The sequence below is a fragment of the Actinomadura macra NBRC 14102 genome, from assembly GCF_001552215.1.
Lineage (GTDB): Bacteria > Actinomycetota > Actinomycetes > Streptosporangiales > Streptosporangiaceae > Spirillospora > Spirillospora macra.
Map to the genome: position 1 here is coordinate 59,352 of NZ_BCQT01000006.1, position 15,152 is coordinate 74,503.

Below are 15,152 nucleotides of genomic sequence, written 5' to 3' on the forward strand. Positions count from 1 at the left end.
TCTAGCTCCCTCGGTAGGTGGAGTAGGCGAACGGGCTGAGCAGCAGCGGGACGTGCAGGTGCCGCCCCGGGTCCTCGATCGTGAAGGCCACCGTGACCTCGGGATAGAACTCCGAGAGGCCGGCGGTGTCGAAGGTCAGCCGGTGCACCCCGGCGTCCGGATCGGTGCCCCAGTCCCCGATCCGGCCGTCCGCGTCGGTGTGGGCCACGGCGAGAACGGTCCAGCGGCCGTCGGGCTCGTAGCGGTCCAGCCGGACGGCCATCCCGGCCGCCGGCCGGCCCCGCGCCGCGTCCAGCACGTGCGTCGACAGGCTCATGCGGGCCCCCCTTCCCCGTCGCCCGGTCCCCCGTCGCTTCGTTCCCCGTCGATAAGTCTTCCCAGGCGCAGGTCGACAATCTTGGCGAGCTCCCGGCGGACGATCATCCGTTCCCTCCAGACGTCGTTGCGGAGGCGGTCGCGGAGCGCGGCGAGCATCTCGGCCGCGCCGAGGCCGGTGGCGCAGATGAGGAACACATGGCCGAAGCGCTCCTCGTAGGCCCGGTTGCCCGCCGTGAGGGCGTCCCGCAGGTCGTCGGCCGCGCCGTCCACGCCGGACTGCTCGTCCCGCGACCAGGCGGCCTCCCGTTCGTCGCCCCGGACCCGGTCGCCGATGCGGGGGTGCGCGGCGAGCGCCTCCTCGATCCCGGCCCAGTCCTGGAGGGCGAGGGCCGCCGCCGACGCCGAGCGCAGCGCGGCGGGGTCGGCGTAGGGGCGTCCCGCGATCAGCTCGTCCGCCCAGCGGCGGGTCGTGCAGCAGGTGACCAGCTCGGCGCGGGCGGCCTCTGGGTCCAGCGCGTTCATCGACGTCAGCCATCCCGTCGTCACTGGAGCTTCCCCCGTCTCACCGTCACCCGCTGCACATCAGCAGTACACACAGGGGGTCATATCCCCGTCGAGAGACAGGAGATCCGAACTGTGCCGGGGCTCGGTGTCAGGTTTTCGTGCGATGCTCCAGTTAACTAGTGGCCATGAAGCTGCGTGCGCTGCTCGCCTTGCCGGATTCGCGGCTGGAGCTCGTCACCGGGCGGGACGAGCTCGACCGGTTGGTCAGGTGGGTCGTCACCACCGACCTGCCGGAACCCGGCCGGTACCTGCGCGGCGGAGAGCTCGTCCTGTCGGGGCTGATGTGGCGGTCCGGCCCGGCCGACTCCGAGGCGTTCGTGCGGACGCTGGCCGAGGCGGGCGTGTCCGCCCTCGCGGGCGGCCTGGCGCGCGGCGCCCTCCCGGACGATCTTGTGGAGGCGTGCCGGCGGTACCGGATGCCGCTGTTCACAGTGCCCGAGGACGTGGCGTTCGCGACGGTCACCGAGGAGGTCGTCCGCCACCTGTCGGGCGCCCGCGCCGCCGACCTGACCGCCGTGCTCGACCGGCACCGCAGGCTGGTCGCGGGCGTGGGCGAGGGCGAGGGGCTCGGCGCCGTGCTGGATCTGCTGTCGGGCGATCTCGGTATGCGGTGCTGGGTGCTGACCCCCACCGGACGGGTGGTGGCGGGCCCCGAGCCCGCACCCGCGGGCGAGGAGCTGGCCCGCGCGTTCCTGACCGCGCCGCGGCTGCCGCACCTGCACGGCGGCATGACGATCTTCCCGGTCGCCGCCGAGGCGGTGCCCCTGTCCCGGGCCGCGGACTGGTTCCTCGCCTTCGAGGGCGACGCGCGGGACTGGCCGGCCGAGCGCCGTGCCCTGACCGCCGAGCTGGCGGCGATCGTCGCGCTGGAGCGGGCCCGGCTGGACGACCGGCTGAGCGTCGGGGGGCGGCTGGCGCAGGAGCTGATCCGGCTGGTCGTCTCGGCGGCGGGGGCCGGGGAGATCGCGTCGCGGCTGGAGCTTGCCGGGCTGGACGCCGGCACCCCGTTCGCCGCGGTCGCCGCGTCCGGCGGCCGGGCGCCGCTGCGCCCGGACGAGCTGCGCGCGGTGCTCGGCGAGGTGCTCCCCGTCCCCCGGGCGGTCGTCGGCCTGCTGGACGAGGAGGCCATCGCCCTGCTTCCCGTCGAGGAGGCGGAGGAGGACGTGGCGGGCCGGATCCAGACGGCGCTGGCGGCGCTGGCCCCGGGGCTCGCGGACAGCGGCCTCGCCGTCGGGGTCAGCGATGTCGTCGTGGCCGGAGAACTGCGCGGCGCCGTCGAGGAGGCCCGGTACGCGCGCCGGCTGGCGGCCCAGCGCGCCGATCCGGTGGGCGTGGTGCGCCATGACGAGCTGGCCACGCACGTGCTGCTGCTGGCCAGCGTCCCCGACGACGTCCGCGACATGTTCCGACTACGGCTGCTGAACCCGCTGCGCACCTACGACGAGGTCCACCACGCCGATCTGGTCCGGACGCTGGAGACGTTCCTCCAGAACTCCGGGTCGTGGACGCGCTGCGCCGAGCGGCTGCACCTGCACGTGAACTCCGTCCGCTACCGGATCCAGCGCATCGAGGAGCTCACCGGCCGCGACCTGTCCCGCCTGGAGGACCGGGTCGACTTCTTCCTGGCGCTGCGTCTCGGCTGACCCCTGCTCTTCAGCTGATCCAGGCGCGGTAGGCGGCGGTGAGGAAGGCCCGCCGGTCGCCGGAGGTCAGGACGTCCACGCTGTCGATCCACTGTTCCACCGAGCCGACGCCAGGCGGCAGCGCGGCGACCTCCGGGTCGCGGACCTCGGCGAGGAGGCCGGTCCAGAGCCGGTCGTGCACGGTGCGGAACGGCCTGTCCCAGAAGGAGGTCACGGCGGAGTCGGGGGCGGGGAGCCCCCGCCGCCGTTGCAGGGCGCAGAGGGTCTCGGCCGCCTCCGCCAGTCCTTCCTCGCGCTCCCGCCAGTGCGACGCCGAGACGGCCGCCGCGAGCGGCCCGTCCAGTGACGGCGCGATGTCCAGGCGCCCGAAGGCGGTGCCGCGCCACTTCGGGTACGGCGCCCACTCGCGCGAGAGCGCGAACGCCAGGCGGCACAGGTCCTCGGCGATGCGGACGCTCAGCACCCGCGACCCTGTCTCGTCGCCCCGCGAGGCAGTGCGCCCGACCATCGGCATCCACTGCGACACGCGTCCCCACCAGGCTGCGAGGACGTACCGCTCGATGTCGGGCGGGTAGCGGCGCAGCGTCTCGCGGACGGGCGCCAACGTCGCCGTCGCGTCCTGGAAGACCGGGCCGGCGGTCACCTCCAGGACGGACTGGCCGGTGAGGCACAACCAGTCCACCGCCGACAGCCCGCGGGTCGGGTCCAGGCCGAGCCGGCTGCGGCAGAAGTCCGCGACGGTCGCGACCTCGACCTTGTGCGTGTCGGTTTCGTCCCAGGACACGGGGAACCGGATGGGATGCCCCCGGTACCGGGCGGGCAGCGCGCGTTCGAGGAGGCGGTCGATCTCGGGCACCGCGTCCGCGTCGTCGACCAGCAGCGTGAGCCGGCAGCCCCAGTCGTGGTCGCGGCTCAGCGCGTCGTCGAACCCGAGCACGTCCGATCCGGAGCCGAGCCGAGCCGCCGCGTACCTGAGCCGGGGCATGGCCCTGGCCAGCAGTGGCCGGACGACGTCCGCGTGGTAGGCCCGCGCGAGCGCGGCCCCGCCCGGTTGATCGTTCACATCCTCACCCCACCAGAGGTCTCCGGCGGGGGCGAGCGGTTATCCGTCCGCGGTGATGCCGGAGGTGTGCTGGAGGATCGCGGGGACGACCACGTCCCAGGTCCTGCGGGGCAGCTCATTACCCATTCCCGGGACGGTGAGCAGGCGCGCGCCGGGGATCTCGGCGGCGAGGGCCCGGCCGTTCCCCACGGGAAAGAACGGGTCCTCCTCCCCGTGAACGACCAGCGTGGGCGCGGCGATGTCGCCGAGCCGCTCGCGCCAGCGATCGCCGCTGTCCAGCGCGGCGAACGCGATCGCCATCTGGTTCGCGCGGTGCGCCTTGCCGGGGTCGCCGTCCGGGACGACGGTGCGGTCGGCGATCTGCTTGACGCGCTCGCGCGCCTCCGCCTCGTCGAACTCCGGTCCGGTGAGATGGCGCGCGTTCTCGACCATGAACGCCACGACGGACGCACGGTCGGACCAGTCGACCGGCGGCGGGTTCATGATGTGGGACATCAACTGCGGGGCGTGCTCGGGGAGGTCGGCGTCCGCCGGGCCGGGCGCGGTCGGCCGGGTCGCGATCAGGGTGAGGGTCGCGACCCGGTCCGGGTGGTCGAGCGCGAGGAGCTGGGCGATCCAGCCGCCCACCCCGAAGCCCGCGACGTGCGCGCGGGGCAGGTCGAGGGCGTCCAGCAGCCCGGCGGCGTCGGCGACCAGGTCGCGCAGGGTGTAGTCGGGGGCGTCGGGGTCGGCGGCGGTGGAGCGTCCGGTGCCGCGCAGGTCGTACCGGACGACGAACCGGCGCAGGTTGCCGAGGCGCTCGCACAGCTCGTCCGGCCAGGTCAGCATCGTGTTGCCGACGAGGAGGAGCGGTGGGTCGGCGCGGTCACCGAACGTCTCGGCGCACAGCTCCACGCCGTTGGCCTTGATGAGGTTCTCCATACCGGGTTGGACCAGAGCCGCGCCCGGAACTCATCGCCTCATCGCTGCTGCGCGGCGATGGCGTCCACGGCGGCGATGATCGTCGTCTCGGCGGCGTCCTTGCGGACGCCGACGCCCGAGAGCACTCCCGTCCCGTCCTCGAACTCCAGCAGGGCCAGCAGGATGTGCTCGGTCCCGACGTAGTTGTGGCCGAGGCGCAGGGCCTCGCGGAAGGTCAGCTCCAGGGTCTTCTTGGCGTCGTGGTCGTAGGGGATCAGCTCGGGGACCGGGCCCGCGGCCGCCGGGGGCAGCGCCGCCGTCGCGGCCTCGCGGACGGAGTCGAGCGGCACGCCCAGCGAGATGATCGCCTTGGCCGCGATCGCCTCCGGCTCGCTGAGCAGGCCGAGGACGATGTGTGCGGGGGCGATCTGGTCGTTGCCCGCCGCGCGGGCCTCGTTCTGGGACGCCATCGCGACGTTGCGGGCGCGCTGGGTGAACCGGGAGAAACCCTGCGACGGGTCGATGTCCGGCGCCTGCCCCTTGGCGACGAACCGCTTCTGGGCGGCCTGCTTGGTGACGCCCATGCTCTTGCCGATGTCCGTCCAGGACGCGCCGGATCGGCGTGCCTGGTCGACGAAGTGGCCGATGAGGTGGTCGGCGACGTCGCCGAGGTGCTCCGCGGTGATCACCGCGCTGGTGAGCTGTTCGAGCGCGTCGGAGTGGACCTTCTTGATGGCGTTGATCAGTTCGTCGAGGCGGACCTGGCCGGTCGCCTGAGTGGGTTCCGTCATACGTCAACCATAGGTTGACGACCTAGGATCGTCAACCCAAGGTTGACGACCAGGTGGCGGCCCCGGCGAACGTCGTCTCGTGCGGGGTGAAACCGAGGATCCGGCGTGCGGCGGTGATGTCGAGGGTCCGCTCGACCGCGAGATGGCCGACGGCGTAGCGGGTGAGGCGCGGAGGTTCGGGACGGCCGGCCAGCAGGAACGCGCCCTCGACCGCCGCCGCCAAGGGGCCGGCGAGACGAGCGGGCGCATAGACCGGCCGGGCACGGATGCCGCGTTCGCGCAGGATCGCCCGGAACGCGTCGTCGACCGTGACGGGTGAGGCGTCCGCGACATTGAAGACGCCCGAGTCGACCGGCCCGGTCGCCGCCAGCACGCACGCCTGGACGAGGTTGGAGATCGAGGTGAGGCTGACGAGCTGGCGGCCCGTCCCGACGGCGGGCAGGATCGGGCCGCGCACCGCCGACAGCACGCGCGGCAGGAGCGTGGTGTCGCCCGGCCCGTAGACGGCGTGGGGACGCAGCACGATCGCCCCGTGGGCCAGGGCCGCGCGCTCGGCGGCGGCCTTGGACGCGCCGTAGGCGTTGAGGTAGCGGGCGACCGGCGCCTCGTCCTCGGTGACCATGGCGCTGGGCCGGAACGGGTCGTAGACGCTGGCCGTGCTGACGTGGACGAACCGGGCACCGGGAAAGGTCGCCAGCGCGTTGCGGGTGCCGGTGAGGTTCCCGGCGAAGACGTCCGCGGCGGGGCCCCAGTCGGTGACGCTGCCCGCGCAGTGGACGACGGCCTCGACGAGCGGCGCGTCCCGGAGCGGGCCGAGAGTCAGATCCCACGGGCGATATTCCGCGCCACCCAGGTGCCCGCTCGGAACTTCCCGTCGGCGGCCGAAACCGTGGGTGGTGACGCCCCGGCCGGTCAGCGCCCGGCACACCGCGCCGCCAACGAAACCGGACGCGCCCGTGACCGCGATTCTCACTGCGCCACCGGCCTCACTGCGCCACCAGCTCGCGGAGCCGGGCACGATCGAGTTTGCGGGTGCGTCCGGAGCGGGGCAGCTCGTCCAGGACGACGACGCGGTCCGGGAGCGCGTCGTGGTCGATGACGTCCGGGAGGGCGCGGCGCAGCCGGGCGGGAAGGTCGGCCGAGCCCACCACCGCGAGGACGACCTCCTCGTCTCCCGTCTCCGGATCGGGGACCCCGACGATCGCCGCGTCCGCCACGTCCGGAAGGGCGGCGATGGCGGGTTCGTACAGGCCAGGGTAGAGGTTGAACTTGCCGCGGATCAGCATGTCCTTCTTGCGCCCGACGAGGACGAGCCGTCCCTCGTCCAGGCGCGCGAGATCGCCGGTGCGGAGTTCCTCGTGGGGTTCCGCACCGAGGTAGCCGCGGCACAAATTGGGGCCGGACAGGAGAAGTTCCCCGTCCTCGGCCAGCCGCGCGCCGACACCGGGAAGCGGGGCCCCGAGGAGGTCGCCGCCGGCGCCGGACGCGGTGTGCGCGAGCTTGTCCTGCGCCGACGCGATGGCGACGGGCAGGATCTCCGTCATCGCGTACACCGACAGGACCTCGGCGGACGGCGCCGCCGCGACCGCCCGCCGCAGGATCCCGGCGGGCGCGGGCGCGGCCCCGAGCAGCACGTGCCGCAGCGTCGGCGGCAGCGCTGGGACCGCGTCCAGGATCTCGGCGAGATGGACGGGCACGCAGAAGGTGTGGGTGGCGGCGCGCTCGCGCATCAGCCGGGCGAACTCCGCGGGCGGGCAGTTCAGCGGGGGCATCGACCAGCGGGCCCCCGAGATCAGTGTGGGCAGCCCGAGCATGAGCTGGTCGGTGTGCACGACGTCGCCGGGACCGAGCGGCATCCGCTCCCGGAACAGCCCGAGGGCCGCCGCGAGCGACGCCTGCGTGTGGACGACCGCGCGCGGGTCGTCCGTCGTCCCGGAGGTGAAGATCACGGCGGCGGGCGCGGCGGGGTCGCCGTCACCGTCCGGTTCGGGCGCCTCGCCCCGCGCCAGGGCCGCGAACGACAGGGACCGGCGCGGGACGCCGGGCAGGCGGCGCCCGACGTGGATGTGGGACATCGGCCCCACGCCCGGCACCTCCAGGTCGGCCAGGTTCGGCAGGAGCAGCCCGCGCCGCCGCGCGTACGCCCGCACCGGCCGCAGCCTGCTGCCCGCGTACAGCACCGCTTCGGCCGCCGACCAGCGCGGCCGGGCCAGCCGCAGCCGCGCGGTGAACATCTCCGGACCGGCCCCGGGGTCGGCGAACACCACGACGCCGCCCGCCGCCACGATCCCCAGCGCGAGGACGAGCGACTCGGGCGAGGGCCGTACGGAGCACAGCACCCCCTCCCCCGCCGCGAGACCGCCCGAGCGCAGCCCGTGACGGACGGCGAGCACCTGCCGCCGTAGTTCCCCGTAGGTCAGCTCCGCGCCGTCTCCGGCGACGAGGGCGACGTGACCGGGCGTCCGTCCCGCCTGGTCGAGCAACTCCCGGATCAACGTCACGGCGCGCTCCTCTCCGAGCGGACGGCCAGGTGCCGGTAGGTCGGGATCAGGACGTCGCGGGCCGCGGCCCGCCGGGTGATCCGCAGCGGCGCGGCGGCGAGGAGGGTGCGGGCGACCAGCCGGATCTCGGCCATCGCGAGCGGATAGCCGATGCAGAAGTGCGGGCCCGCGCCGAACCACAGGCGGCGCAGCTCGGGCGGGTGCAGGCGGTCGAGGTCGAACGGGCCGTACGCGCGGCAGCAGTTGTGCGTGGCGATCAGGACGCGGTCGCCCGGCCGGACCGCGACCCCGGCCACGGCGGCGGGACGATGGACGCTGCGCAGCATGACCGGCGTCGGGGTCGTGGCGCGCATGGCCTCCTCGATGGCCCGGTCGAGCAGCCCGCCGGGGTCGGCGGCGACGCGGCCGAGCTGCCCGGAGTCGGTGAGCAGGGCGACCAGGCGGGGCAGCAGGGTCGCGACGGTCTCGGTGCCGGTGAGGAAGAACGCCCCGGCTGCGCCGCGCGCCTCGTCCGGGGAGAGGCCGAGGGCGCGCATCCGTCCCATCACCGTGGACTCGTCGCCGGCGGCGTAGGACGCGGCGGCGATGTCACCGAGCGGGTCGAGCACCGCCCGCGCCCGCGCGACCTGGGACGGGGAGAGCCGGCGTGTCCGCAGCGAGATCATGGAAACGATCCGCTCGCCCTGCTCGAACAGGTCGCGGAAGGCCGTCTCGTCCCGCGCGTCCAGGCCGATGACCTCGCCGATCACCGCGCCCGCCATGACGCGGGAGGCGTCCACCAGGTCGACGGCCGCGCCGCGCGCCAGCCGGTCCGCGAGGCGCTCCAGCGGGGCGGACAGCACGCGGGCGCACAGCCCCGCCGCGTAGGACGGCGTGAACAGCTCGGCGAGGCGGCGGCGGAGCGCGTGGTGCGCGTCCCCTTCCATGTTGAGCAGGACGGACGGGCCGAGCACCGGCGTCCACAGCTCGCCCGGCGAGCCCGGCCCGTCCTTGCGGAAGGTCTCACCGTCCATCAGGACGCCGCGGGCGACGGCCGCGTCGTTGACGACGACGCCGACACCCGGAACCCGCACGGCGGGGCCGCGGCGGGCGATGCCGCGCAGCAGCGGGTACGCCAGCGGGTGCGCGGTCAGGTAGAGCCGCCGTTCCCAGTTCATCGAAGCCCCTGTGCTCATCGAGGTTCTGCGGTGCTCATCGATGTCTGCGGTGCTCATCGAATGTCCACGACGGCGGGCCGGTAGCGGTGGTCGGCGTACCAGCCAAGCGTCCTGACCAGGCCGAACGCGCGCAGCCGCCGGACGGAGCCGTACACGACGACGTCCTTGCGCAGCCCGTAGGCGGCGGTCACGTAGCGGACGCGGTTGACCAGCGCCCGGTCCTCGTGAACGTCCTCGATGCACGTGCGCGGGAAGCCGCCCGCCCGCTCGTACAGCGCGGCGGTGATCGCGACGTTGCAGCCGGGCATCATCACGTATGGGCCGAGGAAGAGCGGGTCCCGGTTGCCGGGCCGGAACCGCCCGAACAGCGCGGCGACGTCGACGACGGCGGGCAGCAGCCGCCGCTCCCAGAACCTGAGCGCGAACTCGTCGGTGCGCGGACGCAGCGGCCCGGACACCATCTCCAGCCCGTCGGCGAAGCCCCGCTTCACCGCCGCGATCCAGCCGTGGTGCGGCAGGCAGTCGGCGTCGGTGCGGGCGACGTGCGTCGCGCCCGCGGCGATGGCGTGCCGGACGCCGGTGTCGGCGGCGGCACCGGTGCCCTTCTGCGGCTCCGGGACGATACGGACGTCCAGCATCGGGTGCCGCGCGGCGAACGCCCGGACGACCTCGACGGTCGCGTCGGTGCTGCCGTTGTCGACCACGACGAGCGAGAAGCCGGTGTCGCTCTGCTCGGCGAGCCGGCGCAGCGTCGCGCCGATCGAACGTTCCTCGTCGTAGGCGGGGATGACGACCCACAGGCGCATGGTCACCCTCACAGCTCGGCGAAGACCACGCCGAGGCTGATCCCGCCGGCGAGCCCGGCCAGCGCGATCCGGTCGCCCGGCCGGCAGCGGCCTTCGGCCAGCGCGGTGGCGAGCTGGAGGGGCAGGCCGGCCGACGCCACGTTGCCGTGCTCGGGCAGGGTGACGACCAGCCGGTCCGCCGGGATGCCGAGCGTCGCCCGCAGCGTCTCCAGATACGGGACGGTCACCTGGTGGATGGCGACGAACGCGAAGTCGTCCCAGGTCAGCCCGGTCTTCTTGAGCGCGGTGTCGAACAGTTCCGGCCCGCCCGCGACGAACGCCTCCTTCAGGCGCCGACCGTCCCCGCTGAAGTAGGTGCGCTCGGGGTCGCGCGGGTGCATCGATCCGCCGCCTGGGAGCGTTCCGATCTGCCAGGCACTGGAGACGGCCGCGAAATCGCGGTAGAAGATCCCGCCGTCGGGGGCGGCCTCCACGAGCATCGCGGCGCCGCCGTCGGAGAGGGTGTAGCCGGCGAAGGCGTCCGCGAACTGCGCACGGTCGCGGACCTGCCAGCGGATCGCGCGGGACGGGCTCTCCCCGGTGCACACCAGGACGCGCTCGTGCTGGCCCGTGCGGATCAGGGCGTCCGCCATCTGCAGGCCGTTCAGGAAGCTGTTGCAGGCGTTCTTGACGTCGAACACCGGGCACGTCGCGCCGAGCTTGGCGGCGACGATGTGCGCGGTGGCGGGCTCGACGAGATCCTGGGACGCCGAGCCGAAGATCAGCAGGTCGACGCCCGTGGCCGGCAGGCCGCGCTCGGCGAGGGCGCGGCGCGCGGCGGCGACGGCCAGGTCGGACGCCTGCTCGTCGTCGCGCATGACGTGCCGGCGCCGGATGCCGGTCAGCCGCTCGACGATGGTGGGGGGCGGCCGGTAGCCACCACCTTCCGGGCCGCCCTCCGGGCCGGGCGGGGCGGCGCTCTCGGCCGCGATCCTGGCCTCGACCTCGGCGCTGGTGACGGTCCGTGCGGGCAGGTGCGCCGCGACGGCGGTGATACGGGCTCTCATGGGTGGGGTCCCCCGGTTCCTCGTGCTCCGTGGACGGCGGCGCGGCGGCGGGCCCCCGTTGGTCGTTCGGCCGCCCCGTGCCTGGTCGGACCAGGTTCGCCGACCAGCACCGTCCCCGGACAGGGAGACCTTACGGAACATCCCATGGGCGTTGTAACCCGGTTCGTCGTGAGTACTACCACTCATCCGGTTCATGGGCCATCGCGGTGTCCGGACGACCGCGCCGCCCGGCACAATCGCTGGGTGACCAGCACAGAGATCAAGAACGCGGCGCGGCACGAGGCGCGGCTGTTGTGGGAGGGCAACCGCGGCCTGTACGCGCTCCTCCAGGCCGCCCGGCACACAGGCCCCATCACGCGCGTGCCAAGGCTCGGCTGGGTCGTGACCGACCCCGTCCTGGCGCGCCGCGTCCTGAACGACCACGGCCGCTTCGGGATGAACGGCGAGGGCGGCGTGGGCCACCTGTGGACCCAGCTGTTCGGGGACGAGATGGCGCAGTTCTTCGCCGGCACCCGGCACGCGGAGGTCCGCACCCGCGCCCGCGACCTGTTCACCGAGGACGCGGCCCGTGACCTGGTCGAACGCTCCCAGGGGCGGCACCACGCGGAGCTGGCTAGGCGGCTGGCCGCCGGTGGCACGCTGGACGTCGCGGGCGCGGCCCGCATCCTGTCCGGGCGCATGGTCGCCGACCTCCTCGGCCTGCCCGCCGACCGTCCGGACCGGGCGTACCGGGACCTGTTCGCCGCGGGCGAGCGGCTCGCCGGGCTGGCCCTCGGCACCACGGCCTCGACCGAGCTCGACCCGGCGACGGTGAACCGGGCCCGCGCGATCGTGGACGAGATCACCGCCGGGGTACCGCGCGGCTATGCCGCCGGCGGGCCCGGCACCCTCCTCGGCCGCTGCCGCGCGATGGGCCTCGGATTGCCCCTCGCACGCGGGCTCGCCACCCTGCTGGTGATCGCGGGCACCGAGACCGGCGCGTCGGGGACCGTCCGCACGGTGGCGCTGCTGCACGACACCGGCCAGCAGCGGGCCCTGCTCGCCAACCCCGCGCTGATGGAGAACGCGGTGCGCGAGGGCCTGCGCGTCGCCACCCCCGCGCCGGTGATCGGACGGCACGTCACCCGCGACGCCATCGTGGACGGGCGGCGCCTGCGCGCGGGCGACCGGGTGCTGCTGCTGACCTACCTCGCCACCAACGGCGCCGGCCCGTTCGACATCCACCGCCCCTACGTTCCCGACACCCGCCAGCTGTGGTTCGGCGGCGGGCGGCACCTGTGCCTGGGCGCCGCGGTCGCCCGGACACAGGTCGCGCGGACGCTGTCGACGCTGCACGCCGGCGGGCACCCCTACCGGATCGTGTCCCGCCGCGCGGCGCGCCGCGTCCTCGTGCCGTCGTACGCGGAGCTTCGCGTGACGCTCGCGCGGCCATGACCCGTCAGATGCGGGTGACCGTCCGGCAGGCCTGGTCGGCCTGGATCGGCCCGGACTGGTCGTAGGGGTCCATCGGCCGCGCGGTGGGGGGCGCGCCGGAGCCGCCCGGGTACTCGGGATGGATGAAGTCGTCCCCGAAGTCGCAGCCGGAGGGCGCCGCGGAGTTCTGGGTGCTGGTGACCCACAGCTTCACCGCGCCGTCCTCACGGTGGACGAACACCTCGGTCACCCGCCGGACGACCTCGCGCATCGTCGAGTCGAGCCGTCCCGGACGCCGGATCGCGTACACGAACAGGTGGTCGGCCTTCACCGTCACGCCCGCCGTCCCCCGGTCCCGCGCCTTGGCGGCCGTCACCGTCCCGTGCACCTTGACGGTCGTGGCGGCCTGCTCGGCGGTGCCCGCCGCGAAGCTCGTCAGCCAGCTCCGGGTGTTGCGGTCGCCCTTGCGGTCGAGATCCCGCCGGAAGTCGCGGCGCTGGCGGGGGTCGAGCAGCGCCGCGAAGGCGTCGGGGGCACGCCCGAAGACGGTGGCCGGTTCGAGGTTCGCCGCGATGATCAGCTTGCGGATGCGGACGTAGGCGAGTGCCAGGTCCGCGTCCGACAGGCCGTTCATCGCGCGGGGGTCGGGCATCTGGAGGCCCGCCTCGCCGTCGGCGTACGACGCCGCGGGCGACCCCGCGAACGGATCGCCGCGGGGTGCGGCGCCACCGCCGGGCAGCCCGGGGGCCGGACGGACCGCCGGGGCGTCCGAGAGGGCACCGGGATCGCCGGGGCGGTTCCACCACCACAGCCCGGTGGAGATCATCAGCAGCACCAGCACCCCGGCGATCACCTGGACGACGGCCTTGCGGTGGCTCGGCTCGCGGTACTCGCGCCGCCGCCCGCCGCCCAGGCCGCGGTGGGCCCGGCGCCGCCGCTGCTCGGCCCGGCGGGCCCGCCGCCGCTGGAGCCTCCCGGGCGTGCGGGCGCGCTCCCGGGCGGACGGTTCGGTGAACACGGCGCCCTTGACGAAATCGTCGTCGAACACGGGCTCGTCGGCATCAGCGGACATCTCGGGCTCTCTCCGGGGCGGGGGGAGGATGAGCCAAGGCTAACCGACCTCACAGCCGTCCCTACGGTGTGGTCGTGGTCCGCCTGGCCGCCCGCGGGGCTGTGGTGAACGGAGTTGCGACCGTGCGCCAATACCGCTTCCACGATCTCTCCGACCACGCCCGGGAGATCATCTCCGGCCTTGAGAAACGCCTGGCAGCAGGCGCGACTCCACCGTTCCGATCACTTATTCTCCGGGGGGAAATCACCGCGGATCCGAGATAGTGACGACCGAAGACCGAAATGGCTTTTACGGCCCACCTCTCCCGTACTCCGACCACGGAGGGCGGCGGGATCGATCTGCTGCCTCTTCAGCCACTCCTGATCGGAACTCGTCCAACTGGAGGGATCACGCTCGTCCTTCCGCCACGGCCACCGCTGAACCGCGGTTCGCACGACATCGGCCAGGGCGTACAAAAGAAGCGCCACGACGACAATCTTGAATAAGGACACGGCACCTCCGGCCCCTGTGACGATAGGCAAAGACGATACGCCTTTGCCCGCGCGAAATCCGACCCGTGGCGCGACATTTTTCAGGCGCGCGCAAGAGACGGCCGGGCGGCGGTGCCGCACCAGAGGTCGCGCCGGAGCCGACGGCCGTGGGTCGCGAGCGACGCCGGCCACCGCAGTGGCCACCGCAAGCTCCGGCCAACTCGTCCACCACAGCCATTGACAAAGGGGCTCGGCTCGGCAGGCGGCAGGCGGACGCGAGAACGCCCACGGTGACGGCGTCAGCGGCGGCGCCGGTGATGCGCGGGCGGGCGGGCCCCGGCCTACCCGGCGGCGGGGGTGATCTTGGTGAACCAGTGGGAGGCTTCGTCCGGGGTCAGCGAGCGACCGAGGGTGATGGCCGGCCGCAACAGCGCGTAGGGGCGGCCGGCGGGCCACGTCCGCGGGGACGGATCCGGACCGACGACGATGACGCGCCGCCCGTCCACGTGGGGGATGTCGGCGGGACGGCCCTCGGGCGCGATCGTCTCACCGTGGGCGTCGGTGAGGGTGAGCCGCACCGTGACGCCGCCCTGGGGACGGGGTTCGCCGCCCATGGCGGCAGCCACCGACTCCGCCGGGAGCGGCTCGCCCTCCATCACACCGGCGCCGACGAGCGTGATGTCGAGCAGGGTCGCGAGCTGGCCGTTGTCGCCGATACCGCCGATGGTCACCTCGTGGCCCCGGCCGCTCGCCCGGTCGAGGACGAGCACGGTCTCGTCGTCCAGTATTCGCAGGAGGCCGTCCAGCAGGGCGGCGACGGGGACGCGGCCCAACGTCGCCGCGACGGCCCCGGCGAGGCGGTCGCGGTGAGGCAGGTTGTCCCGCACCTCGCGGCGCTGGAGCGGGACGATCACGCCCTGCGCCCAGGTGCCGATGGTGAACCACGCCTCGGTGGTGTGCCCGGCCTCGTCAGGGGGCAGCGACAGGCGGTCGTGGTCGACGTTGAGCCGTTGCAGTACCTCGGCGACCAGGGAGGTGTCCTCGGCGGACGGAAGGCCGGTCCCGCCCGCGCTCTCCCAGAGCTCCGGGAAGCGGGCGGCCGACTCCAGCCCGTCCACGACGCGCGGGACCAGCGCGCTGAGGCCGAGGTTGGCGTCGGCGCCGAGGTCCATCAGCTCGCCGGCGAGAACCGCCAGCTCGGGCCCTTCGCCGAGGGGGGCTTCGGCGAGGGCCGTGGCGAGGACGTTCAGGCCGTCCGTCAGTTCGCTGAGATCCGCCTGGTGGGTGCGGAGTACCGCGAGATCGTGTGCAAGCCCCGCGCCGTCCCAATCGTGGCGCTTGGTCGTTCGAACGAGATCGGCGCAGTGGTCCGGGAGCGCGCCCTGATTCCCTAGCATCGGCGCATCGT

14 protein-coding genes are annotated in these 15,152 nt (G+C 74.0%); 2 read left to right on the top strand and 12 right to left on the bottom strand.

Features of this window, described 5'->3' with window-relative positions:
* Position 1: 1 nt before the first annotated feature.
* Together uraH and uraD are read right to left on the bottom strand one after the other, a co-directional pair.
* Positions 2-316, bottom strand: coding sequence for a hydroxyisourate hydrolase (gene uraH, locus AMA02S_RS09485; protein ID WP_067454983.1), 315 nt, complete (start codon positions 314-316; stop codon positions 2-4).
* On the bottom strand, positions 313-864 hold the full coding sequence (gene uraD / locus AMA02S_RS09490; protein ID WP_245667425.1) for a 2-oxo-4-hydroxy-4-carboxy-5-ureidoimidazoline decarboxylase: 552 nt from the start codon (positions 862-864) through the stop codon (positions 313-315). The genes uraH and uraD overlap by 4 nt, the downstream gene beginning before the upstream one ends.
* A 143-nt stretch (positions 865-1,007) precedes the next feature.
* On the opposite strand from uraD, the gene AMA02S_RS09495 reads away from it, so the two are divergent.
* Entirely contained in the window at positions 1,008-2,525 is a 1,518-nt protein-coding gene (locus AMA02S_RS09495; RefSeq protein ID WP_067454986.1) for a PucR family transcriptional regulator, read from the top strand.
* Between the two features lie 10 nt (positions 2,526-2,535).
* On the opposite strand, the gene AMA02S_RS09500 is transcribed toward AMA02S_RS09495, so the two are convergent.
* The 8 genes from AMA02S_RS09500 to AMA02S_RS09535 are packed head-to-tail and all read right to left on the bottom strand — an operon-like array spanning position 2,536 to position 10,789.
* Positions 2,536-3,588, bottom strand: a complete 1,053-nt coding sequence (locus tag AMA02S_RS09500) for a DUF4037 domain-containing protein (RefSeq protein WP_067454989.1) — start codon at positions 3,586-3,588, stop codon at positions 2,536-2,538.
* Positions 3,589-3,627: 39 nt separating this feature from the next.
* Complete coding sequence (locus AMA02S_RS09505; RefSeq protein WP_067454993.1) at positions 3,628-4,509, bottom strand: alpha/beta fold hydrolase; 882 nt, start codon at positions 4,507-4,509, stop codon at positions 3,628-3,630.
* 38 nt (positions 4,510-4,547) lie between these two features.
* Positions 4,548-5,279, bottom strand: coding sequence for a Clp protease N-terminal domain-containing protein (locus AMA02S_RS09510; RefSeq protein ID WP_067454996.1), 732 nt, complete (start codon positions 5,277-5,279; stop codon positions 4,548-4,550).
* Positions 5,280-5,310: 31 nt separating this feature from the next.
* Entirely contained in the window at positions 5,311-6,252 is a 942-nt protein-coding gene (locus AMA02S_RS09515) for an NAD-dependent epimerase/dehydratase family protein (protein WP_067456821.1), read from the bottom strand.
* A 13-nt stretch (positions 6,253-6,265) separates the two neighbouring features.
* Entirely contained in the window at positions 6,266-7,780 is a 1,515-nt protein-coding gene (locus tag AMA02S_RS09520) for a class I adenylate-forming enzyme family protein (protein WP_067454999.1), read from the bottom strand.
* Positions 7,777-8,994 carry a cytochrome P450 gene (locus tag AMA02S_RS09525; RefSeq protein WP_245667426.1) on the bottom strand — a complete coding sequence of 406 codons (1,218 nt, stop codon included), beginning with the start codon at positions 8,992-8,994 and terminating at the stop codon, positions 7,777-7,779. Before AMA02S_RS09525 ends, AMA02S_RS09520 begins: the two co-directional genes overlap by 4 nt.
* On the bottom strand, positions 8,991-9,743 hold the full coding sequence (locus AMA02S_RS09530) for a glycosyltransferase family 2 protein (RefSeq protein WP_084265072.1): 753 nt from the start codon (positions 9,741-9,743) through the stop codon (positions 8,991-8,993). Before AMA02S_RS09530 ends, AMA02S_RS09525 begins: the two co-directional genes overlap by 4 nt.
* A gap of 8 nt (positions 9,744-9,751) precedes the next feature.
* Positions 9,752-10,789 (bottom strand): 3-oxoacyl-ACP synthase III family protein, encoded by a 1,038-nt coding sequence (locus AMA02S_RS09535; protein WP_067455005.1) that lies wholly within the window; start codon positions 10,787-10,789, stop codon positions 9,752-9,754.
* A 243-nt stretch (positions 10,790-11,032) separates the two neighbouring features.
* Here AMA02S_RS09535 and AMA02S_RS09540 point away from each other — a divergent pair, with 243 nt between their 5' ends.
* Positions 11,033-12,223: a cytochrome P450 gene (locus tag AMA02S_RS09540; protein WP_245667427.1), complete on the top strand. Its 1,191-nt coding sequence runs from the start codon at positions 11,033-11,035 to the stop codon at positions 12,221-12,223.
* 4 nt (positions 12,224-12,227) lie between these two features.
* Here the strand turns inward: AMA02S_RS09540 and AMA02S_RS09545 are convergent, their stop codons facing one another.
* The gene (locus AMA02S_RS09545) at positions 12,228-13,274 is read right to left on the bottom strand and encodes an SCO2583/SCO2584 N-terminal domain-containing protein (protein WP_067455008.1); all 1,047 of its coding nucleotides are present in this window, start codon (positions 13,272-13,274) and stop codon (positions 12,228-12,230) included.
* A gap of 811 nt (positions 13,275-14,085) precedes the next feature.
* Positions 14,086-15,141 carry a hypothetical protein gene (locus tag AMA02S_RS09550; protein ID WP_067455012.1) on the bottom strand — a complete coding sequence of 352 codons (1,056 nt, stop codon included), beginning with the start codon at positions 15,139-15,141 and terminating at the stop codon, positions 14,086-14,088.
* Between the last annotated feature and the right edge of the window lie 11 nt (positions 15,142-15,152).